Annotated in this window: 22 protein-coding genes and 1 pseudogene; 20 read left to right on the forward strand and 3 right to left on the reverse strand. The window is 70.2% G+C overall.

Annotated features, from left to right (window positions below):
- Window positions 1-33: 33 nt before the first annotated feature.
- The 3 genes from H1D24_RS31955 to H1D24_RS31965 form a co-directional block, all read right to left on the reverse strand.
- Window positions 34-717 carry a hypothetical protein gene (locus H1D24_RS31955; RefSeq protein WP_309484510.1) on the reverse strand — a complete coding sequence of 228 codons (684 nt, stop codon included), beginning with the start codon at window positions 715-717 and terminating at the stop codon, window positions 34-36.
- Window positions 714-1031 carry a DUF6112 family protein gene (locus tag H1D24_RS31960; RefSeq protein ID WP_181661205.1) on the reverse strand — a complete coding sequence of 106 codons (318 nt, stop codon included), beginning with the start codon at window positions 1029-1031 and terminating at the stop codon, window positions 714-716. Before H1D24_RS31960 ends, H1D24_RS31955 begins: the two co-directional genes overlap by 4 nt.
- A 140-nt stretch (window positions 1032-1171) precedes the next feature.
- Complete coding sequence (locus H1D24_RS31965) at window positions 1172-2296, reverse strand: C40 family peptidase (protein WP_181661206.1); 1125 nt, start codon at window positions 2294-2296, stop codon at window positions 1172-1174.
- 524 nt (window positions 2297-2820) lie between these two features.
- Between H1D24_RS31965 and H1D24_RS31970 the strand changes: the two genes are divergently transcribed.
- The 20 genes and pseudogenes from H1D24_RS31970 to H1D24_RS32065 all read left to right on the forward strand — a co-directional run bounded on the left by H1D24_RS31970 (window position 2821) and on the right by H1D24_RS32065 (window position 17157).
- The gene (locus H1D24_RS31970) at window positions 2821-3576 is read left to right on the forward strand and encodes a DNA-methyltransferase (protein WP_181661207.1); all 756 of its coding nucleotides are present in this window, start codon (window positions 2821-2823) and stop codon (window positions 3574-3576) included.
- A gap of 320 nt (window positions 3577-3896) precedes the next feature.
- Window positions 3897-4469: a DUF4913 domain-containing protein gene (locus H1D24_RS31975; RefSeq protein ID WP_309484512.1), complete on the forward strand. Its 573-nt coding sequence runs from the start codon at window positions 3897-3899 to the stop codon at window positions 4467-4469.
- Window positions 4466-4954, forward strand: a complete 489-nt coding sequence (locus H1D24_RS31980; protein ID WP_181661208.1) for a hypothetical protein — start codon at window positions 4466-4468, stop codon at window positions 4952-4954. The genes H1D24_RS31975 and H1D24_RS31980 overlap by 4 nt, the downstream gene beginning before the upstream one ends.
- On the forward strand, window positions 4951-5667 hold the full coding sequence (locus tag H1D24_RS31985; RefSeq protein ID WP_181661209.1) for a DUF3631 domain-containing protein: 717 nt from the start codon (window positions 4951-4953) through the stop codon (window positions 5665-5667). Before H1D24_RS31980 ends, H1D24_RS31985 begins: the two co-directional genes overlap by 4 nt.
- Window positions 5668-5717: 50 nt before the next feature.
- Window positions 5718-6008 (forward strand): annotated as a pseudogene (locus H1D24_RS42855) (GNAT family N-acetyltransferase); the annotation flags it as partial.
- A gap of 146 nt (window positions 6009-6154) precedes the next feature.
- Window positions 6155-6610: a hypothetical protein gene (locus H1D24_RS31995; RefSeq protein WP_258564460.1), complete on the forward strand. Its 456-nt coding sequence runs from the start codon at window positions 6155-6157 to the stop codon at window positions 6608-6610.
- A 278-nt stretch (window positions 6611-6888) separates the two neighbouring features.
- Window positions 6889-7599, forward strand: coding sequence for a hypothetical protein (locus H1D24_RS32000; RefSeq protein ID WP_258564461.1), 711 nt, complete (start codon window positions 6889-6891; stop codon window positions 7597-7599).
- A 199-nt stretch (window positions 7600-7798) separates the two neighbouring features.
- On the forward strand, window positions 7799-8146 hold the full coding sequence (locus H1D24_RS32005) for an SH3 domain-containing protein (protein ID WP_181661210.1): 348 nt from the start codon (window positions 7799-7801) through the stop codon (window positions 8144-8146).
- A 61-nt stretch (window positions 8147-8207) separates the two neighbouring features.
- Window positions 8208-8666, forward strand: a complete 459-nt coding sequence (locus H1D24_RS32010; protein WP_181661211.1) for a hypothetical protein — start codon at window positions 8208-8210, stop codon at window positions 8664-8666.
- The gene (locus H1D24_RS32015) at window positions 8663-9103 is read left to right on the forward strand and encodes a hypothetical protein (RefSeq protein WP_181661212.1); all 441 of its coding nucleotides are present in this window, start codon (window positions 8663-8665) and stop codon (window positions 9101-9103) included. Before H1D24_RS32010 ends, H1D24_RS32015 begins: the two co-directional genes overlap by 4 nt.
- Before the next feature lie 11 nt (window positions 9104-9114).
- A complete protein-coding gene (locus H1D24_RS32020) occupies window positions 9115-9537 on the forward strand; it encodes a hypothetical protein (RefSeq protein WP_181661213.1) in 423 nt (140 codons plus the stop codon).
- Between the two features lie 30 nt (window positions 9538-9567).
- Window positions 9568-10464 (forward strand): winged helix-turn-helix transcriptional regulator, encoded by an 897-nt coding sequence (locus tag H1D24_RS32025; protein ID WP_181661214.1) that lies wholly within the window; start codon window positions 9568-9570, stop codon window positions 10462-10464.
- Window positions 10461-10976: a hypothetical protein gene (locus tag H1D24_RS32030; protein ID WP_181661215.1), complete on the forward strand. Its 516-nt coding sequence runs from the start codon at window positions 10461-10463 to the stop codon at window positions 10974-10976. Before H1D24_RS32025 ends, H1D24_RS32030 begins: the two co-directional genes overlap by 4 nt.
- Window positions 10973-12214: an MFS transporter gene (locus H1D24_RS32035; protein WP_309484511.1), complete on the forward strand. Its 1242-nt coding sequence runs from the start codon at window positions 10973-10975 to the stop codon at window positions 12212-12214. The genes H1D24_RS32030 and H1D24_RS32035 overlap by 4 nt, the downstream gene beginning before the upstream one ends.
- A gap of 70 nt (window positions 12215-12284) precedes the next feature.
- On the forward strand, window positions 12285-12590 hold the full coding sequence (locus H1D24_RS32040) for a hypothetical protein (RefSeq protein WP_181661248.1): 306 nt from the start codon (window positions 12285-12287) through the stop codon (window positions 12588-12590).
- Between the two features lie 91 nt (window positions 12591-12681).
- Window positions 12682-13896 carry an ATP-grasp domain-containing protein gene (locus tag H1D24_RS32045; protein WP_181661249.1) on the forward strand — a complete coding sequence of 405 codons (1215 nt, stop codon included), beginning with the start codon at window positions 12682-12684 and terminating at the stop codon, window positions 13894-13896.
- Window positions 13886-14632, forward strand: coding sequence for a hypothetical protein (locus H1D24_RS32050; RefSeq protein ID WP_220137471.1), 747 nt, complete (start codon window positions 13886-13888; stop codon window positions 14630-14632). The genes H1D24_RS32045 and H1D24_RS32050 overlap by 11 nt, the downstream gene beginning before the upstream one ends.
- A 39-nt stretch (window positions 14633-14671) precedes the next feature.
- Window positions 14672-15550 (forward strand): SPDY domain-containing protein, encoded by an 879-nt coding sequence (locus tag H1D24_RS32055; RefSeq protein ID WP_181661217.1) that lies wholly within the window; start codon window positions 14672-14674, stop codon window positions 15548-15550.
- A gap of 32 nt (window positions 15551-15582) precedes the next feature.
- Window positions 15583-16059 carry a hypothetical protein gene (locus tag H1D24_RS32060; RefSeq protein WP_181661218.1) on the forward strand — a complete coding sequence of 159 codons (477 nt, stop codon included), beginning with the start codon at window positions 15583-15585 and terminating at the stop codon, window positions 16057-16059.
- 51 nt (window positions 16060-16110) lie between these two features.
- A complete protein-coding gene (locus H1D24_RS32065; RefSeq protein WP_181661219.1) occupies window positions 16111-17157 on the forward strand; it encodes a SpaA isopeptide-forming pilin-related protein in 1047 nt (348 codons plus the stop codon).
- Window positions 17158-17648: the final 491 nt, after the last annotated feature.

A 17648-nucleotide genomic window follows, 5' to 3' on the forward strand; every position in this document is an offset into this window, starting at 1 on the left:
GAAGTTGACCTCCTTATCTGGTGGTGAGGAGGGTCACTGCGTGACGCTGGGGGCGATGGCGGCGAGGGTGCAGTCGTGGTTGGGCCGGCACTGAACGGCGAGGGTCACGGCGCGCTCCTCGGCTCCGCCGCCGCCCTTCTTCCACTCGATCTGCTGCTTGCCGTTGACGGTGACGACGTAGACGTACGCCTCGGTGATCGCGGAGGGGTCCTCGGCGAGGGCCTGCTTGAACGCGCCGGGGTAGTGGCCTTCGGTGACCGTGGCGGTGGCGCGCTGGTCCTGGTCGGCCATGCGCGACCACAGCAGCGGGTCGGGCACCTGACCGGAGACGGAGGCCCAGTCGTTGTACTCGGTCTCCTTGGTCATCCACGCGCGCATGCCCGCGAGTTGCTGGTCGCGGCTGGTGTCGCGGGTGTCGTACGACCAGAGCATCTGCGCTGCCGCCTTGGCGAAGGCGACCGGTTCGGCGATCTGCGGAGGCTTGGGCACCGACCCCGACCCGGCCGAGGGCTTCGGTGCGGCCTCGGAGAGTGAGGAACCGCTCGCCTGCGAGGGCGTGTTGCTGTCGTCGTGGTGTTCGCTGCGGCCGGTGAACCAGGCGGCGGTCGCGGCGAGGACGAGCAGTGCCGTGGTGACTAGGGCGACGATCGCGATGCGCTTGTTGGCCGACCAGGTCACGCCGTACCCGGACAGGGAGGGGAGTCGCTTCTGCCTCACTGGACCTGCGACCCCAGGCCGGAGAAGAACTCCACGATTCCGTTCGCGGCGCCGAGGCCGAGCGCGGCGCCGGCCGCGACGACGGCGCCCTTCTTGCCGTTGGCCTCGGCCTGGTGACCACCGGTGTGGTGGCCCCAGGCCCACACACCGAGCGAGACGGCGAGGGCGCCGACTACGGCGATGATCCCAAACATGTTGATCGAGCTGACGACATTCTTCAGCACGGACAGGCCGGGGAGGCCGCCGCCTGCGGGCTTGATGCCGGGGTCGTAGGCGAGGAGGACGGCGGCGCGGTCTGCGAGAGGTACGGGCATAGGTGTGGCGGGGCTCCTTGCGTACGCGGGCCGTGCAGGGGCCGGCGGAAGGGAAGAAAGGGGGAGGGAGGGGTGCGCTCGCGGCGCGAGAAGGGGGCCCGGCGGGCGCGGCCCGGGAGGGGTCCAGGCGGCGCGCGGCGTCAGAGGACGCGACGGACGGCCAAGATGTCCCAGTCCTTGATCGGAGTGATCCGGACTGGCTTCGATGTGCGCGGCGCCTCGATGACGAGGCCCTCGCCCATGTACATGCCGACGTGTTCGGGCCGTGCGGCAGTGCCGCGGCTGAAGATCAGGTCACCGGGCTTGAGGTGCTTCGCCGAGACGGCCTTGCCCTCATTGACCTGCATATACGTGGTGCGGGTGAGCTTGACGTCGGCGTACGCGTACGCCTGCTGCATCAGCGAACTGCAGTCGCAGCGGCCCATCGGGTCGGGGCCGTGGGCGTCGGTGCAGAAGCCACCCCACTGGTACATCGTGCCGAGCTGGTGCATCGCCCACTCGATGGCCTTACGGGCCTTCGGGTCGGCGCCCTTGGGGATCTTGTATCCCTTCGGGACGCTGCCCTCGGGTATCCGCCCGAAGGAGGTGCCGTCCTTGTCGGGAGCGCACCCGCCGGAGCTGGACTCGGCGTCCTTGTCCTTGGCCTTGGTGGGCTCGTCCTTGTCGGCGTTCGGGAAGGTGGCGGCGATGGCCTTCTGCAGCGCGGTGGCGAGGTCCTCCCACTGCGCGTAGGCGTCCGGGTAGCCGGACTTCTGGACGGCCTGGGCGGCCTGGGTGACCTTCATCTGCTGCCAGCCGTCGATCTTCAGAAGTGCCTTGTAGAAGCGCTCCGAGGCGTAGACCGGATCGCGGATCTGCTGAGCGGTTCCCCACCCCTGGCTGGGACGCTGCTGGAACAAGCCGAGGCTGTCCCGGTCACCGGAGTTGAGGTTGCGCAGCCGCGATTCCTGCATCGCGGTGGCAATCGCGATGATCTGCCCCTTCTTGGGCACATCAAGGCTGATGCCGGTGGCCACGATGGTCTGCGCGTTGGGGATCTGCTCAGCCGGAAGGTCCAGACCCTGGATGTGAACGTCCTTGGCGGACGCGCCGTCGAGGAGCTTGGTGACCTCCTTGGTCACCTCGTCGGTGTCGACGCCGGTCAGACATCCGCTGAAGGAGGAGGTGGTGGAGGCTTCGCTGGAGGACGCCATCATCATGGCGGTGCCCGCGAGCAGGAGCGGAGAGAGGACGACGACGCCGATGCCGGCGGCTATGCCCTTCAATCCGGTCCGCCTCCCGGAAGGCGATCAGGGTCCGGCGGACGGATCGCGGGCAGGGGAGGGTAGAGCGATGTCACAGCGTGGTCCTTGGTGAAGTCCCGGCGGCGCGTGCGTCGTTGAGGAAAGGGCGCGACGTCCGGGTGGTGGGTAATTCGGGCGGCCCAGGTGCTGTTGCGAGTTGCCGCTCGCACCGGCACAGGGCGGTGGGTCAGGTGCGCCAGGGCACGGAGATACCTCCACGAAGGCAGGGGCTGGGATGTGCCATCGGCGGTGTCCGCCGGGCAGTTCCAAAACAGTACGGTCGGATCCCCGGTTGCCGAAATCGTTGGTGATCAAGGCTCCATTTCGGGGTTTTCGGCGGCGATAGCGGTCAACCGGGGATCGTGCCCTACAGTTTTGGCTCCTCCCCTCGCCCCCCTCACGCAGCAGACCACGGAGCCGTCCGCCCGCATTCGGGCCTGTGGGGCTATCCAGGCGAGCTGGAGCGTCTCTCCCTCATCTCACACGACCCGAATTGGGGTTTCTCTTTGCCTTTTTCCCTGCACCAGGGCGACGCCCTCGGCGTCCTCGCCGAACTGCCGGACAACTGCGTCGACTCCGTCATCACCGACCCGCCGTACAACTCGGGCGGCAGGACGGCGAAGGAGCGCACCTCCCGATCCGCGAAGCAGAAGTACACCTCGGCCGACGCCAGCCACGAACTGCCGGACTTCACCGGCGAGAACATGGATCAGCGCAGCTACGGCTTCTGGCTGACGCAGATCATGACCGAGGCGCACCGGCTCACCAAGGTCGGTGGCACCGCGCTCTTGTTCACCGACTGGCGCCAGCTGCCGATCACCACGGACGCGATCCAGGCCGCCGGCTGGCTGTGGCGCGGAGTGCTGGCCTGGCACAAGCCGCAGGCCAGGCCGCAGAAGGGCCGGTTCACGCAGAACTGCGAGTTCATCGTCTGGGCGTCCAACGGCCCGATCGACGCGGCCCGCAACCCGGTCTACCTGCCCGGCCTCTACAGCGCCTCGCAGCCCAGCGGCAAGAACCGGCAGCACATCACGCAGAAGCCCGTTTCCGTCATGCGGGAGCTGGTGCAGATCGCCCCAGAGGGCGGCACGGTGCTCGACTTCACCTGCGGCTCCGGCTCGACCGGTGTCGCGGCGCTGCTGGAGGGCCGCGACTTCATCGGCGTCGAGAAGACCAAGCACTACGCCAAGATCGCCGCCGACCGCCTCACGGAAACGCTGCAACAGACCCTTTCCCAGGATGACTTGACGCTCACCGTCTGAGGCTGGCCCTGCCGCGCGGCGCGACTTCCGGCGCGTTCCGTTCGTGTCGCCCCGTCGTGCCGCGCACAGCGTTATAGCAGCGAAGTCCCGGTTACCGAAACCGGGGATTCTCCGGATGGTTGGAGCCGCAATTCACGCCCTATGGCTGCGGTCCAAGGAGGCCCCTTTTCGTGTCTGAATCCAAGAACCCCCCACAGGGCGCGGAGACGGATCCGGTCCGGCTACGCGAATTCTCTCCGCCATCGGAAGACGGAGAGATGGAGCCGGTCCGGGTGCCGGACTCCGGTCTGGCGAGCATCCAGGCGGATGTCGCCAAACTGCTGGATCTATCGGCGCAGCACGACCGCCAGATCGACAGCCTCGCCGCCGCACCACCGCCTCCGGGCTCGCCGTTCGCCGCCTACGGGCTGCCGGGGTTCGCGGGTCTGCCGCCCGCGCCTGCGCCGCCCGAACCGCGCCCGATCCTCGAGCTGGAGGACGAGGAGTACGAGGACGAACTCGACGCCCTATCCGACTGGGTCGATGACTTCCTCATGCGGGTCTACGGCGCGGAGGTCACGACCGCCGCACCGTGGTGCGAGCAGTGGCAGGAGCACGCCGACGTCGTCGCCTGGCTGCACGCCCTGTGGCTGGCCTACCAGCAGCACAAGGACGCCGAAGCCGGGCTCAGCGGCTTGTTCGTGTGGCACCGCGACTTCCTCACCCACGCCATGGCCACCGTCCGCGCCCCCGGCGGCCCGCTGTCCGCGTGCATGACGGACCCGGACCGGCCCGCGCACCGGCTGCTGCCCGGCCCCCGCCCCTCGAACCGGACCACCACCACCGCCACCGAGGAGACCGAGGAGCGCGGGGACCACGAGGAGACCGGCGAGCCGGGCCAGGCAGACGCATGACCGGCCACGAGGACCGACCGGCGTTCGGCCTGTCCTTCGACCCCCGGGCCCTCACCGACCTCCTCCAAGCCCCGAGTGACATACGTGACTTGGCACTCGCCCAGCTCCAAGACGTCGTCAACGCCCGCCTGTTCGGCGCCAAACTCACCCGCGACCTCGCCGGGTGCCGCAAGGTCTACGTCGATCACCGCAACGCCTGGCGCATCGTCTACGCCCCACGGCCGGCCCCGGCGAACTCCACGCACACCACCGAGATCCACGTCGTGGCCGTACGCCCGCGCGAAGCGCACGACGTGTACGACACCGCTCGCGCCCGCCTCGGCATCCGCCGACGCCCCCTGGGCGAACGCACCCATGCGGCGCGCACCCGCTCGCCGCAGCTGGGCACGCGCCCGCCCACCCCAAAGCCGGGACCACCGCCCTACGCGATGCCCGGCCTTCCGCAACCCGCACTGCCCCCGACCCTGAAGGGCCCCGTTCGTTGACGCAGTTCCCCACCCTGATCGACCAGGTCGCCGCCGCCGTTCTGGCGCCGGCCCAGGTCACCGAGAACCCGCACCATCGCGCCATCCTCGATGTGTTCGTCGAGGTCCAGGAACTCGTCCGGCAGCTCGCGGAGCTGGCCGACGCCGAGCTTTCCGGCGTCAGCCCCACTGAGCAGCTGAACACTCTGACCGACCTGCTGGTCGAACGGATGGCAGCCGGTGCCGAGCTGAGCGCGCTCCTGTCCACCTCCTGCTGCTGCGCCGCTGCGTACGAACCCGCGCCCGAGGGCGAGTACGCGCCAGGGGACGGCGAGGAACCCGACTTCGACCCGTTCGACGACTTCGAGGGACTCGACGCCTTCGACGAGCCGGACGACCTGGACGACTTCGACGACGTCCACGAGGACGTGTGCGAGGAGTTCCTGTCCTGCCCCAGCAGCCCGCAGACGATCGTCCACGCCTGCCTGGACGTCTTCGACGACGAGGGTGCCCCGGAGTACGTGAGCACCGCGGAGCTGGTCGAGCGCCTGCGCGGTCTGCCCGGTCAGGCCGATGGGCGCTGGCGCTACGCCGAGCTCACCCCGCTGCGACTGGGGCTGCTCCTGCGCAACTACGGCGTCCAGGCCCGCAAGCCCCGCGCGGCTGACGGCAGCCGCTACCGGGCCTACCGGCGCGCCGACCTGCTGGCCGCCCGGCCGACCTGCTCCTGCTGAGGCACCCGGCCCTCGCGCGCACCCGGCGGGTCACGGAGGCGGACTGGGACCTGGTCGCCGCCTTCCACGCGCAGTGCTCCGAGCAGAACCTGCTGCGCCGCTGGGGCCGCACCCGCCTCACGCCCCGCGACCTGTCCCGCCTGCTCGCCCACGCGCAGTGCTGGATCGGGCTCGGCGCGGACGAGCGGCCTCTGGCCCTGGTCTGCGTCGGGCCCGTCAGCCGGGAGCCGGGGGTTTTCGACCTCGGACTGCAAGTCGTCGACCACCGCCACCGGCAGGGCATCGGCACGGTTCTGGCCCGGCAGGCCGCCCGTTTCGCCCGCGGGCGCGGAGCCCACACCCTGTCCGCGTTCACGCAGGCGTCCAATGCGCCCATGCTCCGACTCCTCGACCGGCTCGGCCCGACGTCGCACACCCGCGACGGCCCGTACGTCGAGGTCCGCGTCGCCCTGGGCGGACTCGCTCCGGACCCAGAAACCGCCCCGCCATGACCTTGCCCCCGCCCGACCAGCAGATACCCACCGCCCTCGACCAGCGGATCGAGACCGCCGTGGGCTACGGCGTCGAGGAACTGCGCCGACACCACGACAGCGGACTCCTCGACGCACCGCACGCCGCCCTGGCCGACGCGCACCGCGAGCTGGTGGCGGCCGAGCGGGACGTCACCTTCTACCGGGTCCGTCTCGCCCGCCTCGCCTCCAGCGAACTGCCGGTGGATCGAGCCCTGTTCACCCGGATCGGCCGCACCCTCGATCAGCTGGCGAAGGCCGCCGACGTACGCGACGCGAAGCAGCACACGGCCGCTGCGGTGCTGGAGCGGATTGAGGCCGCCGCTCCTCGGCCGGCGCCACCGCAGATCGCGACGAAGGACGTCGCGGCCCTGCTCGCCATCGCCCAGGGCGCCAAGCTGCACGAACACCTCGTCACCACCGCCTCGCGGTAGCGACCGCCGCGCGCACTCGCATCTCCTACGCCCAGCTGCAGCGCCTGGAGGCGATGGGCCTGGTGGAGCGCGATACCGCGCACCCGGTGCAGGCCGGGCAGCCCGTCGCCCTCACCGATGCCGGCCGAGCCGCGCTGACCGCACCCCGCCGGGTCGGCCCGCCCAGCACCAGGCTCGTGCCCCTTCCACGGGCCATCCCCGCGGGCTCCCGTACACGCCGCTGACCGACGCTCCGTGCCTCGCGCACGGCGCTGCCGGCTTCACGACCGAAAGCACCGATGCCCAGCTACGAACCCGATTTCCGCCTCGACGGATACGAAGCCGTCAACGACCACGTCGCCGACCAGTTCTGGGGGCACATCGGCATCGAGCAGGACTCGATGACCGTCCTCGCCGAGCACCACAGCGACGACGCCGCGCACAGCTTCTACGTGATGCACAACGGTGCCGTCACCTGGGGCATCCCCGGTGAACCGCAGCTCGCCCTGCACCTCAAGCGCGACCCGGCCGCGCGTACCTTCCAGTTCGACCACGCGGAGCTGCCGCTTCCTTCCATGGCCCAGTCCTGGCTGATCGCCCGCGGCTGCCCCGAGGAGAAGATCCTCCTGCCCGACGGCATGGGCACCGCCGCTGCGGACGAGGCCACCCGCGCCCTGGAGAAGCGGCTGCGCAGCGACGGTGATCACTTCGCCCTGCTCACCAGCTACACCCACGACAGCGACCCGGTGGAAACCACGGTGATGCTGCGTGCGCTCGACGGGAAGGCGGCACTGCCCTTCCGCGTCCTGCTCGAAGCGGTCGACACCACCGCATGGACGCACACCTTGCGCGAGGGCGGCTTCCAGACCTTCCAGGCCGCCACCCAGTGGTGGGAAGCGCACTGGAACGGCGACAAGCCGCAGCTGCCGTCGCCCTCGCCGGCGACCCGGACGACCGCCGTCCCCGGTCTTCCGGCGCGACCCGCTCCGCCGCGCGGGCCAAGTCGCTGAACTCCCGCTCACACAAAGGGAATTTGGTTCGCGGTCCTCGACGGAATGCCACCGGCTTTGTGTGAGGCGGCGCGGAACATAGCACGCAATCCCCGGTTACCGAAACCGGGGATTCTCCGGACTCTTGTTCTCAGCCCGCACGGCATCCGCCTGGGGCTGCTTCCGCATTCCCTCTTCCAGACCTGGAGGTCAATTCCGCATGCGCACCGCCCGTTTCACAGTGACCGCCGCGATTCTCGGTGCACTGGCGGTCCCCGTGATGTCCGCTCCGAGCGCGCTGGCCGCACCCGCCGACGCGTCGGCCTCGGCTCCGACCACCCGCCCGTGCGACCGCCGCGGACCGTGGGTGATCGGTGCGAAGGCTGTGACGATCCGCTCCAAGGCGACCAGCAAGTCCACCGCTCGCGGCGTGCTCTACCGGGGCCACAAGTTCACCGTCCACAAGACCCACGGCAACTGGCACTACATCACCGACAAGACCACCGGCGTAAAGGGATGGGTCTCCGGATCGTACGTCTACCGCGACGTCTACTTCTGCCTGGACTAGCCGACCGGCACCCCGTTCCCCATTCCCACACCGGAATTCCCGAAACGAAGGGAGCTTCTTCGTGCTCGACGCCAGCGAAGACGTGATGGGCGTCATCACCGAGCGAATCGAGGACCGATTCCAGATGCCGCTCGCCGACCTGCGCCGGGCGGTTGAAGCGGCACCGCAGGCCAACCCCGAGGCCACCACCGTCGTGCACTGGTACGGCCTGCTCGCCGAAACGCAGCAGGCACTCGACACCGCGGAGGACGCGCTCGTCGACGCGCTGGCCACCCAGTCCTCCGACGTACTCGACGATCCCGTCATGGAGCTGGCCCACCAGGTCAACGCCGCTGTCGCCTCCCGAGACGGCCGCGCCATGGTCGTGAAGTACCTCCTCGACCCCAACGCTCCCGGCAAGCGAGGTCCCGGCGTGTGGCGCGGCGCGTCCCCGTCCGCTCGCCGCGCACCGGCTCTCCCCGCCGCCCCGCCCACGCTGCCCAGTCAGCCGAACGCCACGGTGCGCGGGGTGGCGCGGTGAGGGTCGCCGACAAGTCCAGCAGCCGTGATGCGGCACTGCGGGAGGCGTTCGGCGCCGAAGTCGCCGAGCTGTACACGCAGGCAGCCCGCGGCGAGGCCAACGCCGCACTCCAACGTGCCCTGGAACTACGCAGCTTCCTCGCCATCGCCGAGGAGCAGGTGGCCCGCGTCCGTGACCGTGTCCACGCCGCGACGGCCGCCGACGGGCCCATGGACGACCTCTCCGCCGAGAACCTGCGCTGGGACGCGGACTGGCTGCAGGCAGCTCTGGCCGGCCGGGACGGCTACACCGCCGCGCTCGACGAGCTGCTGCGCACCATGCCCCCGCCGAACCAAGCAGCAGCGCCGCGTCGGGGATTGAGTCCCAAGATCGCCGCCACCGCTCCGCCCGCCCCGGCAGCATCTCGCGCCGGGGCGGTGCGGACGCCACGTCCCTGAAAGCCCACCGATTGCCCCAGCCTGACACTCCGTCCCACGCCGTTTCCCAGCTCGTCGCCCAGCGCATCGAGGCGCTGTACCGACAGCCGCTCGCCGACCTCGAAGCCCACGCCGACGCCGCCTCCGACACCACCCTGCTTGCCGCCCTGACCGGCAACCACAGCGACCTGGCCCTCGCCGAGAGCAACATTGCCTTCCAGCTTCAGCGACTGCGCGAGCTCACCGCGCCCGAGCGGGAAATCGGCCGGTTCGACGCCGGTCACATCCTCGACTGCGCCCGGCGCATCGCCGAGTCCGTCGCCACCCGCGACGCCTACGCCAAGAGCACCAGCGCGGTCCTGGGCGGCCTGCGCCGCATGTCCGCTCCGGACACCCACCCGCCGGCTCCGCCGGTACCCGCCGCCCCGACGGCGACCAAATCCCGCACCCGCTGATCCACCCGTACCGCTTGAGGAGCCACCTTCTTGGCCACCACCGCGCCGCCGCCCGCCACCCCGAACGATCTCTTGGGCGTCACCAAGACCCTGGACCTGCTCGCCCCGCGCTGGAGCGTGTGGGTGCTGATGACCGTCTCCTCCCAGCCGCTGCGCTACGCCGAGTTCAAGCCCCGGCTTCCGTGGCTGGCGGACGGCCAGCTCCACCCCCGGCTGCGTCACCTCACCAACGCCGGCGTCATCGAGCGCACGGAGTACGCCCCGCGCCACGTCACCTACGGCCTCACCAGCCGCGGTGCCGCGCTGCTGCCCGTCCTCTCGGTGATCGCGTCCTGGGGCGACACCTATCTGGAGAAGGGACTGGTCGCCAACAAGCACACCGGCGAGATGGAGCCCGAGCGGATCGCACCGGCCCAGAACATCGACGACACCGTCGCGCTGATCGCGCCGAGGCACGCCACCCCGATCCTGTTCTCCCTGCAGGCCCGGGGCACCGCGACCGCCAAGACCCTGGCGACCGAGGCCATGCCCGGCTACGGACTGACCGCCGTCTACAAGCCCCTGGAACGACTGATCGATGACGGCCTCGTCACGGCCAGCGGAAGCGGCGGCTACCAGCTGACCGCGAGCGGCCGGGCACTCACCCCCATCTTTGAGGCGATCTCAGCCTGGGCCACCGCCCCTGTCTCCGAGACCGATGCCCGCCGGACTCGGGGACCGGGCGCCGCCCTTTCGCAGAACCGTTCCGGCCCGTGGGCGACCACCCCGACTCGCCATCCGGCACCGGCAGTTCCGGCCGCCGCCTCTGCTGCTCGTCCCGCCCTGACCACCACGCCCCCGGACGGTCCGGCGTGGAAGTCCGGCGACCTCTTCTCCCACCAGATACCCGCCCACCCGATGTCCCCGGCAGGAGGCCCGCGCCGATGAATCGCTCCCAGCCCGAGACCCTCCTGCAAGAACGCCGCGCGATCCGGGCCCTGACCCTGGCGGGCCTGATCCGCCTGATCACCGAGATCGACGACAACGGCCCCATCAGCCACCGGCGAGGCTCCCTGCAGGGCGCCTTCGGCGACCTCACACCCGGGCAACTGCGCCACGCCATCGACGTCGCACGCGACCTCGGCCTGGTCCACGCCGACGAACAGGCCCCCGACCGCTACCGGCTCACCGCGAGCGGCGAGGCACTCGCCGAGGTGTACGACACCGCGGCCCGCTGGGCCCGCGCCCGTCATTTCCCCGACACCAACAGCGGCTTCGTCACCCGCGTCCAGCACACCCTCCAACTGCACAGCCGCAGCCCGCAGGCGAACGGCTCGAGTCTGGAGCCGTCGGCACCGCACCAGGTCCTGACCGAGTTTCTGCAGTCGAACCCTCGCGTCCTGCACCACGCCGACGTCCGGTCCCCGCAGCCGCCTGCGGAAGCGGGGCTCGCTGCGTGAGATCCCGTGTCGGACCGCGGCATGGGCGCCGGCCGGTCCCCACACTGCTGCGCGGCATCTACCTGCCGCGCAGCACGGACGCCGCCGCGTTCGCCATGGCCACCTACGGCATCCCGCTGCTGGTCCTGGCCACCACCAACTCCGCAGCCCTGACCGGCCTCGCCTTCGCTCTGGAATGGGTTCCGAGGCTGGGGGCGTTCGCGTTCGCCGGGGCACTGGTCGACCGCCATGGCACCACCGCCATGCTCCGCTACGCGAACGTTGCCCGAGCCCTGGTCGTCCTGGCCGCCGCGTTCCTCCTGCCGAAGCAGGAGGCGGGGCTCGGGGCGACGGTCACCGTCATGGTGCTCGCCGCGTCCACCGGGATCCTCACTGAGTGCTCGTACATCGCGGCCGAGACCGCAGGCGGGGTCGCTGGCCGTGAGGCCGGCGACCGCGCGCACCGGGTGCAGTCGGTGCTGCTCGGCATCGACCAGGTCGCCACCCTCTCCGGCCCCGCGCTGGCCGGCCTCCTGCTCCAGTGGACCGGCGCCAGCGGAATGCTGCTGGTAATCGCAGTCTTCTCGCTGCTCACCAGCGTCCTCGCCCCGCGCCAGTACCTTCGCCCTGAGTCCGCCGCGGCGCAGCCTGTCGGCAAGGGACTGCGCACCGGATGGTCGACCCTGCGGGCGCTGCCGGCGCTCGGCTGGCTGGTGGCCGGACTGACCGTGTCGAACCTGGCCATCGGCCTGCTGCAGGCCGCCGCCCCGGTGATCATCGTCAAGCAGCTCGGCCACTCCACGGCCGACGTCGGGTTCGTCTGGTCCATCGCGGCCGTCGCATCGCTCGGCGCGGTTCTCGTGTGCCGCCGGGCGATCGACCGCTTCGGCCTGTGGCCGGTCGGCGTCGTGTCCGCCACGATCGCCGCCACCGCCTGCCTGGCCGTCTCCTTCGCCAGCACCTACCACGCCTATCTCGCCCTGATCGCCGTCCTCATGGCCGGCGAAGGCGGCATGACCATCGTGCTCCGCACCCTGCGCTCCCGCCTCATCCCCGCGGACGTGTTCGGTGCCACCCTCTCCCTGACGATCTTGCTGCTGTTGCTGCCTTTCCCGCTGGCCGGCGTCCTCGTCGCCGTCGTGCCGCCCGCTCACCTCGGCCACGTCATCACACCCTGCGCCGTGCTCCAGGCCGTGGGCCTGTTCACCGCTTTCGCCCGGTTGCGCGCCACACCCGCACTGCGCACCTCGTTCGCCTGACCACTCGGTCACCTTCCTGCTCACCTCACGGAGACCCGCTGTGCCCACGTCCCACGCCCCGGCCGACCAGATGCCCCTGCCGATATCCCGTCCGTCGTTTCGAGCAGGATCGCGGCCCACGCTGATGGACCGATTCCTGGCCTTCGACGCCGAGCACCCGTACGTCTACCGCGCGTTGGAACGGCTGACCGCCGACCGGCTCGCCACCGGAGCCACCCGGGTCGGGCTGAAAGCGCTGTTCGAGGACCTGCGCTGGCAGCTGCCCGCGGGCGTGCGCGGCCTGAACAACATCACCGCCCTCTACGCCCGAAAGCTGATCGAAGACCACCCCCACTGGGCGTCCGCCTTCGAACTGCGCCGCCGCCGCACCCCATGACACCCCCCCGTGCGCCTCAACACTTCCTGTCCTGACACCGTTTGGAGCCTTGTTGTCCCCTCGCCCCGTCGTCCTGGTCGTTGCCGCCGATATGGAGGCGCAGGCATATCGCAGCTACTGCCTTGAGAACGTCCGTGCCCACTACGACGTCGTCCTGATCTCCGGCGCTGAGCCGACCTGGGAGAAGGAGTTCCTCCTCGACTACGCCGTCGCCGACCCCACCGACCAGGCGGCACTGGCCGAGGCCGGGCGCGCACTCGCCGAGCGGCACGAACTCGCCGGCGTGATGACGTGGACCGAGTGGTGCCTCGTCCCCGTCGCCCGTCTCGCCCGCCAGCTCGGCCTGCCCACCACGGCCCCGGAGGCCCTCCAGGGCTGCCGCAACAAGCACACGAGCCGCAGCCTGTTCGCCCGCCACGGGGTGCCCTCCGCCGTATCCGTGAGCGTGCGCACCGAGCGGGAGGCGGCCGATGCCGCCGCGCTGATCGGCTATCCCGTCGTCCTCAAGCCCGCCGCGCACGCCGCGAGCATGGGCGTCATCCGCGTCAATGCCGCTGACGAACTGCCGGACGCGTACGCCTTCGCCGCGCAGACCGCCGGCCGCGGAGTCGAGAGCACCCAGGTCCTGGTCGAGGAGTACCTCGACGGCCCCGAGGTGAGCGTCGAGTGCGTCACCTACCAGGGCCAGACCACCGTGGTCGCCGTCACCCGCAAGACCGTCGGGATGCCGCCCTTCTTCGAGGAACTGGCGCACGTGGTCGACGCGAACGACCCGCTGCTCGCCGACGTGGCGCCGGTCGCCGTCGCGGCCCTCGATGCCGTCGGCGTCACCGACGGTGTCAGCCACGTCGAAGTCCGCATCGTCGACGGCCGCCCCCGCCTCATCGAGGTCAACGCGCGCATCGCCGGCGACATGATCGGCCACCTCGTCCACCTGGCCACCGGCGTCGACCTGGCCCGCGCCGCCGCCGACATCGCCTGCGGCGTGCTGCCCGACCTCACCCCAACACGCAGTCAGGCAGCGGCAATCCGGCTGATCTACCCCGCCTACTCCGGCACCCTCACCGAGCGCCGCCTGGATGCCCAGTTTGCCGACAGCACTGACTGGCTCGAGCGCGTTACCTTCCACCGCCACGCAGGTGACCGCCTCGTGCTGCCCCCGGACGGCGACATGTTCAGCGCCCGCATCGGTTACCTGATCACCACCGGCCCCAGCGCAGAGGTCACCAAGGCCCGCTCGACCGAGGCATACCGGCACCTCACCGTGCATGTAGCCGCGGGGCAGGAGGCTGGGATTGCGGCGTAGAGCCCGTCGCGCACTGCCCGCGCTTCGCTCCGAGCACGCCGCAGCACTGATTCCGTACACCCGTGAGGACGTTCGCCGGGCCGCCGCCCTTGCGTGCGCCGGGGTCTTGTACTCCCTCGACCACCCGTCAGGTACGGGAGAGGCTCTGCAGGATCGCGTCATCCCCAGCACGCGCCGTACGGAGCCTCGTACTTGGGGCTCCCTCGACACCCGTTCCTTCGCGCAGAGCGTTCGAGCCGTTCACCATCTGGTGCTCGCGGCGGGCGACCACACGTATCAGGCGGTGCTCGCCACCGACTCCGGTCCGCCCAACCTCGGGCGGCACAACAGCGGCGGGACGGGCAGGCCGTCGGCGGGCATCGTGAAGCCCGGCGATATCCGGCACGCCGCGATCTCCCTCAGCTTCGCCCTCCTGGACGACGCCCTCCACGACGGGCTGCACGTCCAGGACGAGCCGATCGCCAGTCTCTACACCCTCGATGGCCCTGCACCGACCTGGGGACAGCTGCCGCCACGCATGCGCGACACCGCGCTCGCCCAGATCACCGCCTGCGTGAGCCGCACCCGGCGAACCATCTGGACCGCCGTCGACGCGGCACTCATCTCGCAGCGAAGCGGTCAATCCGCCTCTGCGGCACCCGACTTGACCAAGGTCAACAAGACCGCTTCCGCGACCTCACCGATGGTGCCGCCACACCTCCGCAACCGCCCGGCTGGCCGCTCCCGCTTGCACTGACCCCGGCGCCGCGCGCCCCGACCTATTCCGGATACGCCCTTGACCGATCCCGACGCCGAAATCGACGGCGACTTCTACGTCTTCCCGCGCTACCTCGCCGGCAGCACCTACACCGGCGACCCCGCCCTTGAACCGCTGATGGCGCTCGGGTGGGAACTGACCCACGACGATCTCGGCAACGTCTACGTCACCGCCCCCGACCGCAAGATCCGCCTCGGCTACCTGCCCGAAGGCGACGACGACGGGCTGTGGCGCGTCAACGCCTACGAGGACCGCTTCGGCCCGCCCACCTGGGGCGTCAGCTTCAACGATGAGTGCCCCACCGAGTTTGTCACCGCGTTCACCACGGCCCTGGCGGCGGCCTACCAGGACGGGCCCGAGCACTACCTCGCCCGCCCCGACCCCGCCGACCCCGAACTCGACGCCTTCCACGCCGTCGTCCCGCTCATCAACCGCGGCTGGAAGATCCAGCACCCGCGGTGGGGCGTCCTGGAGCTGCAGACCCCGGACGGGATGGCAGGGATCGAATACGCCGAGGGCCGACTCGATGCGGAGAAGGAACTCACCACGCTTCAGGCCCGCTGGTACCTGTGGGGCGGGCCGAAGAGCGGATACGCCCGCTGGTACGCAACCGCCTCCACGAACACCCCGATCCCGCTCGTGAAGGCCATCACCGAGAGCGTGTGCGACCCCGCGCCCCTGCCGCGCTGGAAGGACCAGATGACGCGCGGCTTGCGCGAACATGCCCAGCTCGTTCCCGTCACGCCTCCGCCGCCCCCAGTGCCCACGCCCCTCGACGTCCGGCGCACTGCCCCTCGCCGGGCGCCCGCGCTCACAACGCGCAGCGTCCCGCGCTGGAGCACCACGACAACTCCGTCGGCAGCTCTGCCGGCTCGGCGCTCCGGCCCTCGCCGCTGACCTCCCCGCACCCTCCGCCCGAGAGAGACAACGTGGCCCTGCACGCCCAGCAGTTCTTCGACGACGTCCTCGAACTTCCCCTCTACCAGTACGCCATCGTCGGTGACGCCTGTTACGCGGCCCCGCAGCCGAACTCGCCACTGCGACTACGGATCGACTTCGCCCCGACTATTCGACACGGCGAGTACGACGGACTTCGCCTGCGTGTCGTCCACCCCGAGCAGGGCGTCCTCGACACCGCGATCCTCCGCTTCGCCGATCACGGCACCTTTGCCCGCCGCGACACCGCCCGCGACCTTGTGCCCGGCCGGGACGGCTACGCCGTCATCCGCGATTGGCACGCCCACATCAGTCAGCCGCCGTGGCACGGCGCGGACGGCACGGGCCTGCGCACCGCGATCGAGCAGTACACCCACGTCTGGTTCCCGCCACCTGCCACGTCGCGACCGGCAGCCCGCTCCGTAGCCCAGCCCGCCCCCACCACCGGGGCTTCGCCCCGCACCCGCTGAACCACCGCTCTGATCGTCCCCGCCCACCCGTACCCCTTGGAGAGTTCCTTCTTGCGCATCCGTTCCGTTCGCACCCTTCCGGTCGCTGTTGCCGTGGCCGCCACGGTGACCGGCAGCCTGTCCTGGGCGCCGACCGCCTTGGCCCAGAGCACCGATCCCACCCCGTCCGCATCCACCTCCTCGACTCCGCGCAATGCGGCCGAGCCGGAGACCGGCAGCGTGGCCATCCTGAAGAAGGACCCCGGCGGCGACGTGCTCGCCAGCGCGTCCTTCACCCTCTTCGACTCCGCGGGCAAGGAGGCCGCCAGCGGCAAAACCGACGCCCAGGGGAAGCTCGCCTTCAAGGACCTCGCACCGGGCGTCTACCGCCTCAAGGAGATCTCCAGCGGCAGCAAGCTGCACGACACAGTCGACGACCAGGACGTCATCGTCACCCCCGGCACGGACACACCGCTGACGATCGTTGACCCGTTCAAGGCCGCCTCGGTCCTGCTGAAGGCCAAGGACGACAAGACCGGCAAGCTGCTGGCCGGGTCCACGGTCAACATCGGCAGCGGCGACAAGACCCTTCTCACGCTGACCACCGGCTCCGACGGCACGGCCACCGGCAAGTTGCCCATCAACTCCCGTACCGGTAGCGACTTCTGGGTCAAGCAAGTGAAGGCGCCCGAGGGATACGAGATCTACAAGCCCTCGAAGGAATTCAAGGCGAAGCCCGGCGATCCGGTGACGGTGACCACAACCAACGCCAGAACCGCCACCACCCAGCCCCCCACGGACAAGCCGACCGACAAGCCCACGGACAAGCCGACCGAGAAGCCCACGGGCAAGCCGAGCGACGAGCCCTCCCCGGCCCAGCCTGGCAAGGATGAGGACACCCCGCCGGCGTCCGCCTCGGACTCCCCGGACACCAACGAGACCACGTCGAGCACCGCGGCGCCTTCCCCTGAAGGCTCGCTCGCACACACCGGCGCCGACGCCACCCCGTGGCTGATCGGCGGCGCCGGAGTCCTCATCGCCGCCGGCGGAGGCGCCCTCGCCATGGCCCGCCGCCGACGCATGGATAACTCCACCGACGATGGCTCCACCGAGAGCTGACCCAACCGACTTACCCCATGAAGCCCCCGGAATCGATTCCGGGGGCTTCGTCGTGCGAGCGTGAGCGGAGGTGCAGCTCCCTCGCTTGAAAACCAGTGGCAGTGCTTTGTTTCAGGCTGATGAATATGCGCTCTATCGTGCCCCGAAAATCATCCCCAGGATCCGCTCCGCCCTCGCCCTCACCTGCGGATCAGGGTGCGCGAGTGCTGCGGCGAACAGTGCCGTGAGCAGGGCGAAGACCGGGCTGGACGTGATCGTTACCTGCGTTTCGAGTCCCATGTGTAGCGACGATATCGGATCTTCTTTGCGGCCTGAATTTCCTCTAATGTACCTTCGAGAAGGGGGTTGTGTTTAGGTAATAGGGTCGCTTCTAAAGGCGTGCTGGTCACGCGCATAAAGGTGTCCGGATTCTTCGCCCCGCCGTCGGAGTGGGTCACAATTCGACTGTGACAGGTTTCACTTGGAGGACCGGGATAAATCCGCGCAGATCC

Source organism: Streptomyces himalayensis subsp. himalayensis (genome assembly GCF_013778455.1).
In the GTDB taxonomy this organism is placed as follows: domain Bacteria; phylum Actinomycetota; class Actinomycetes; order Streptomycetales; family Streptomycetaceae; genus Streptomyces; species Streptomyces himalayensis.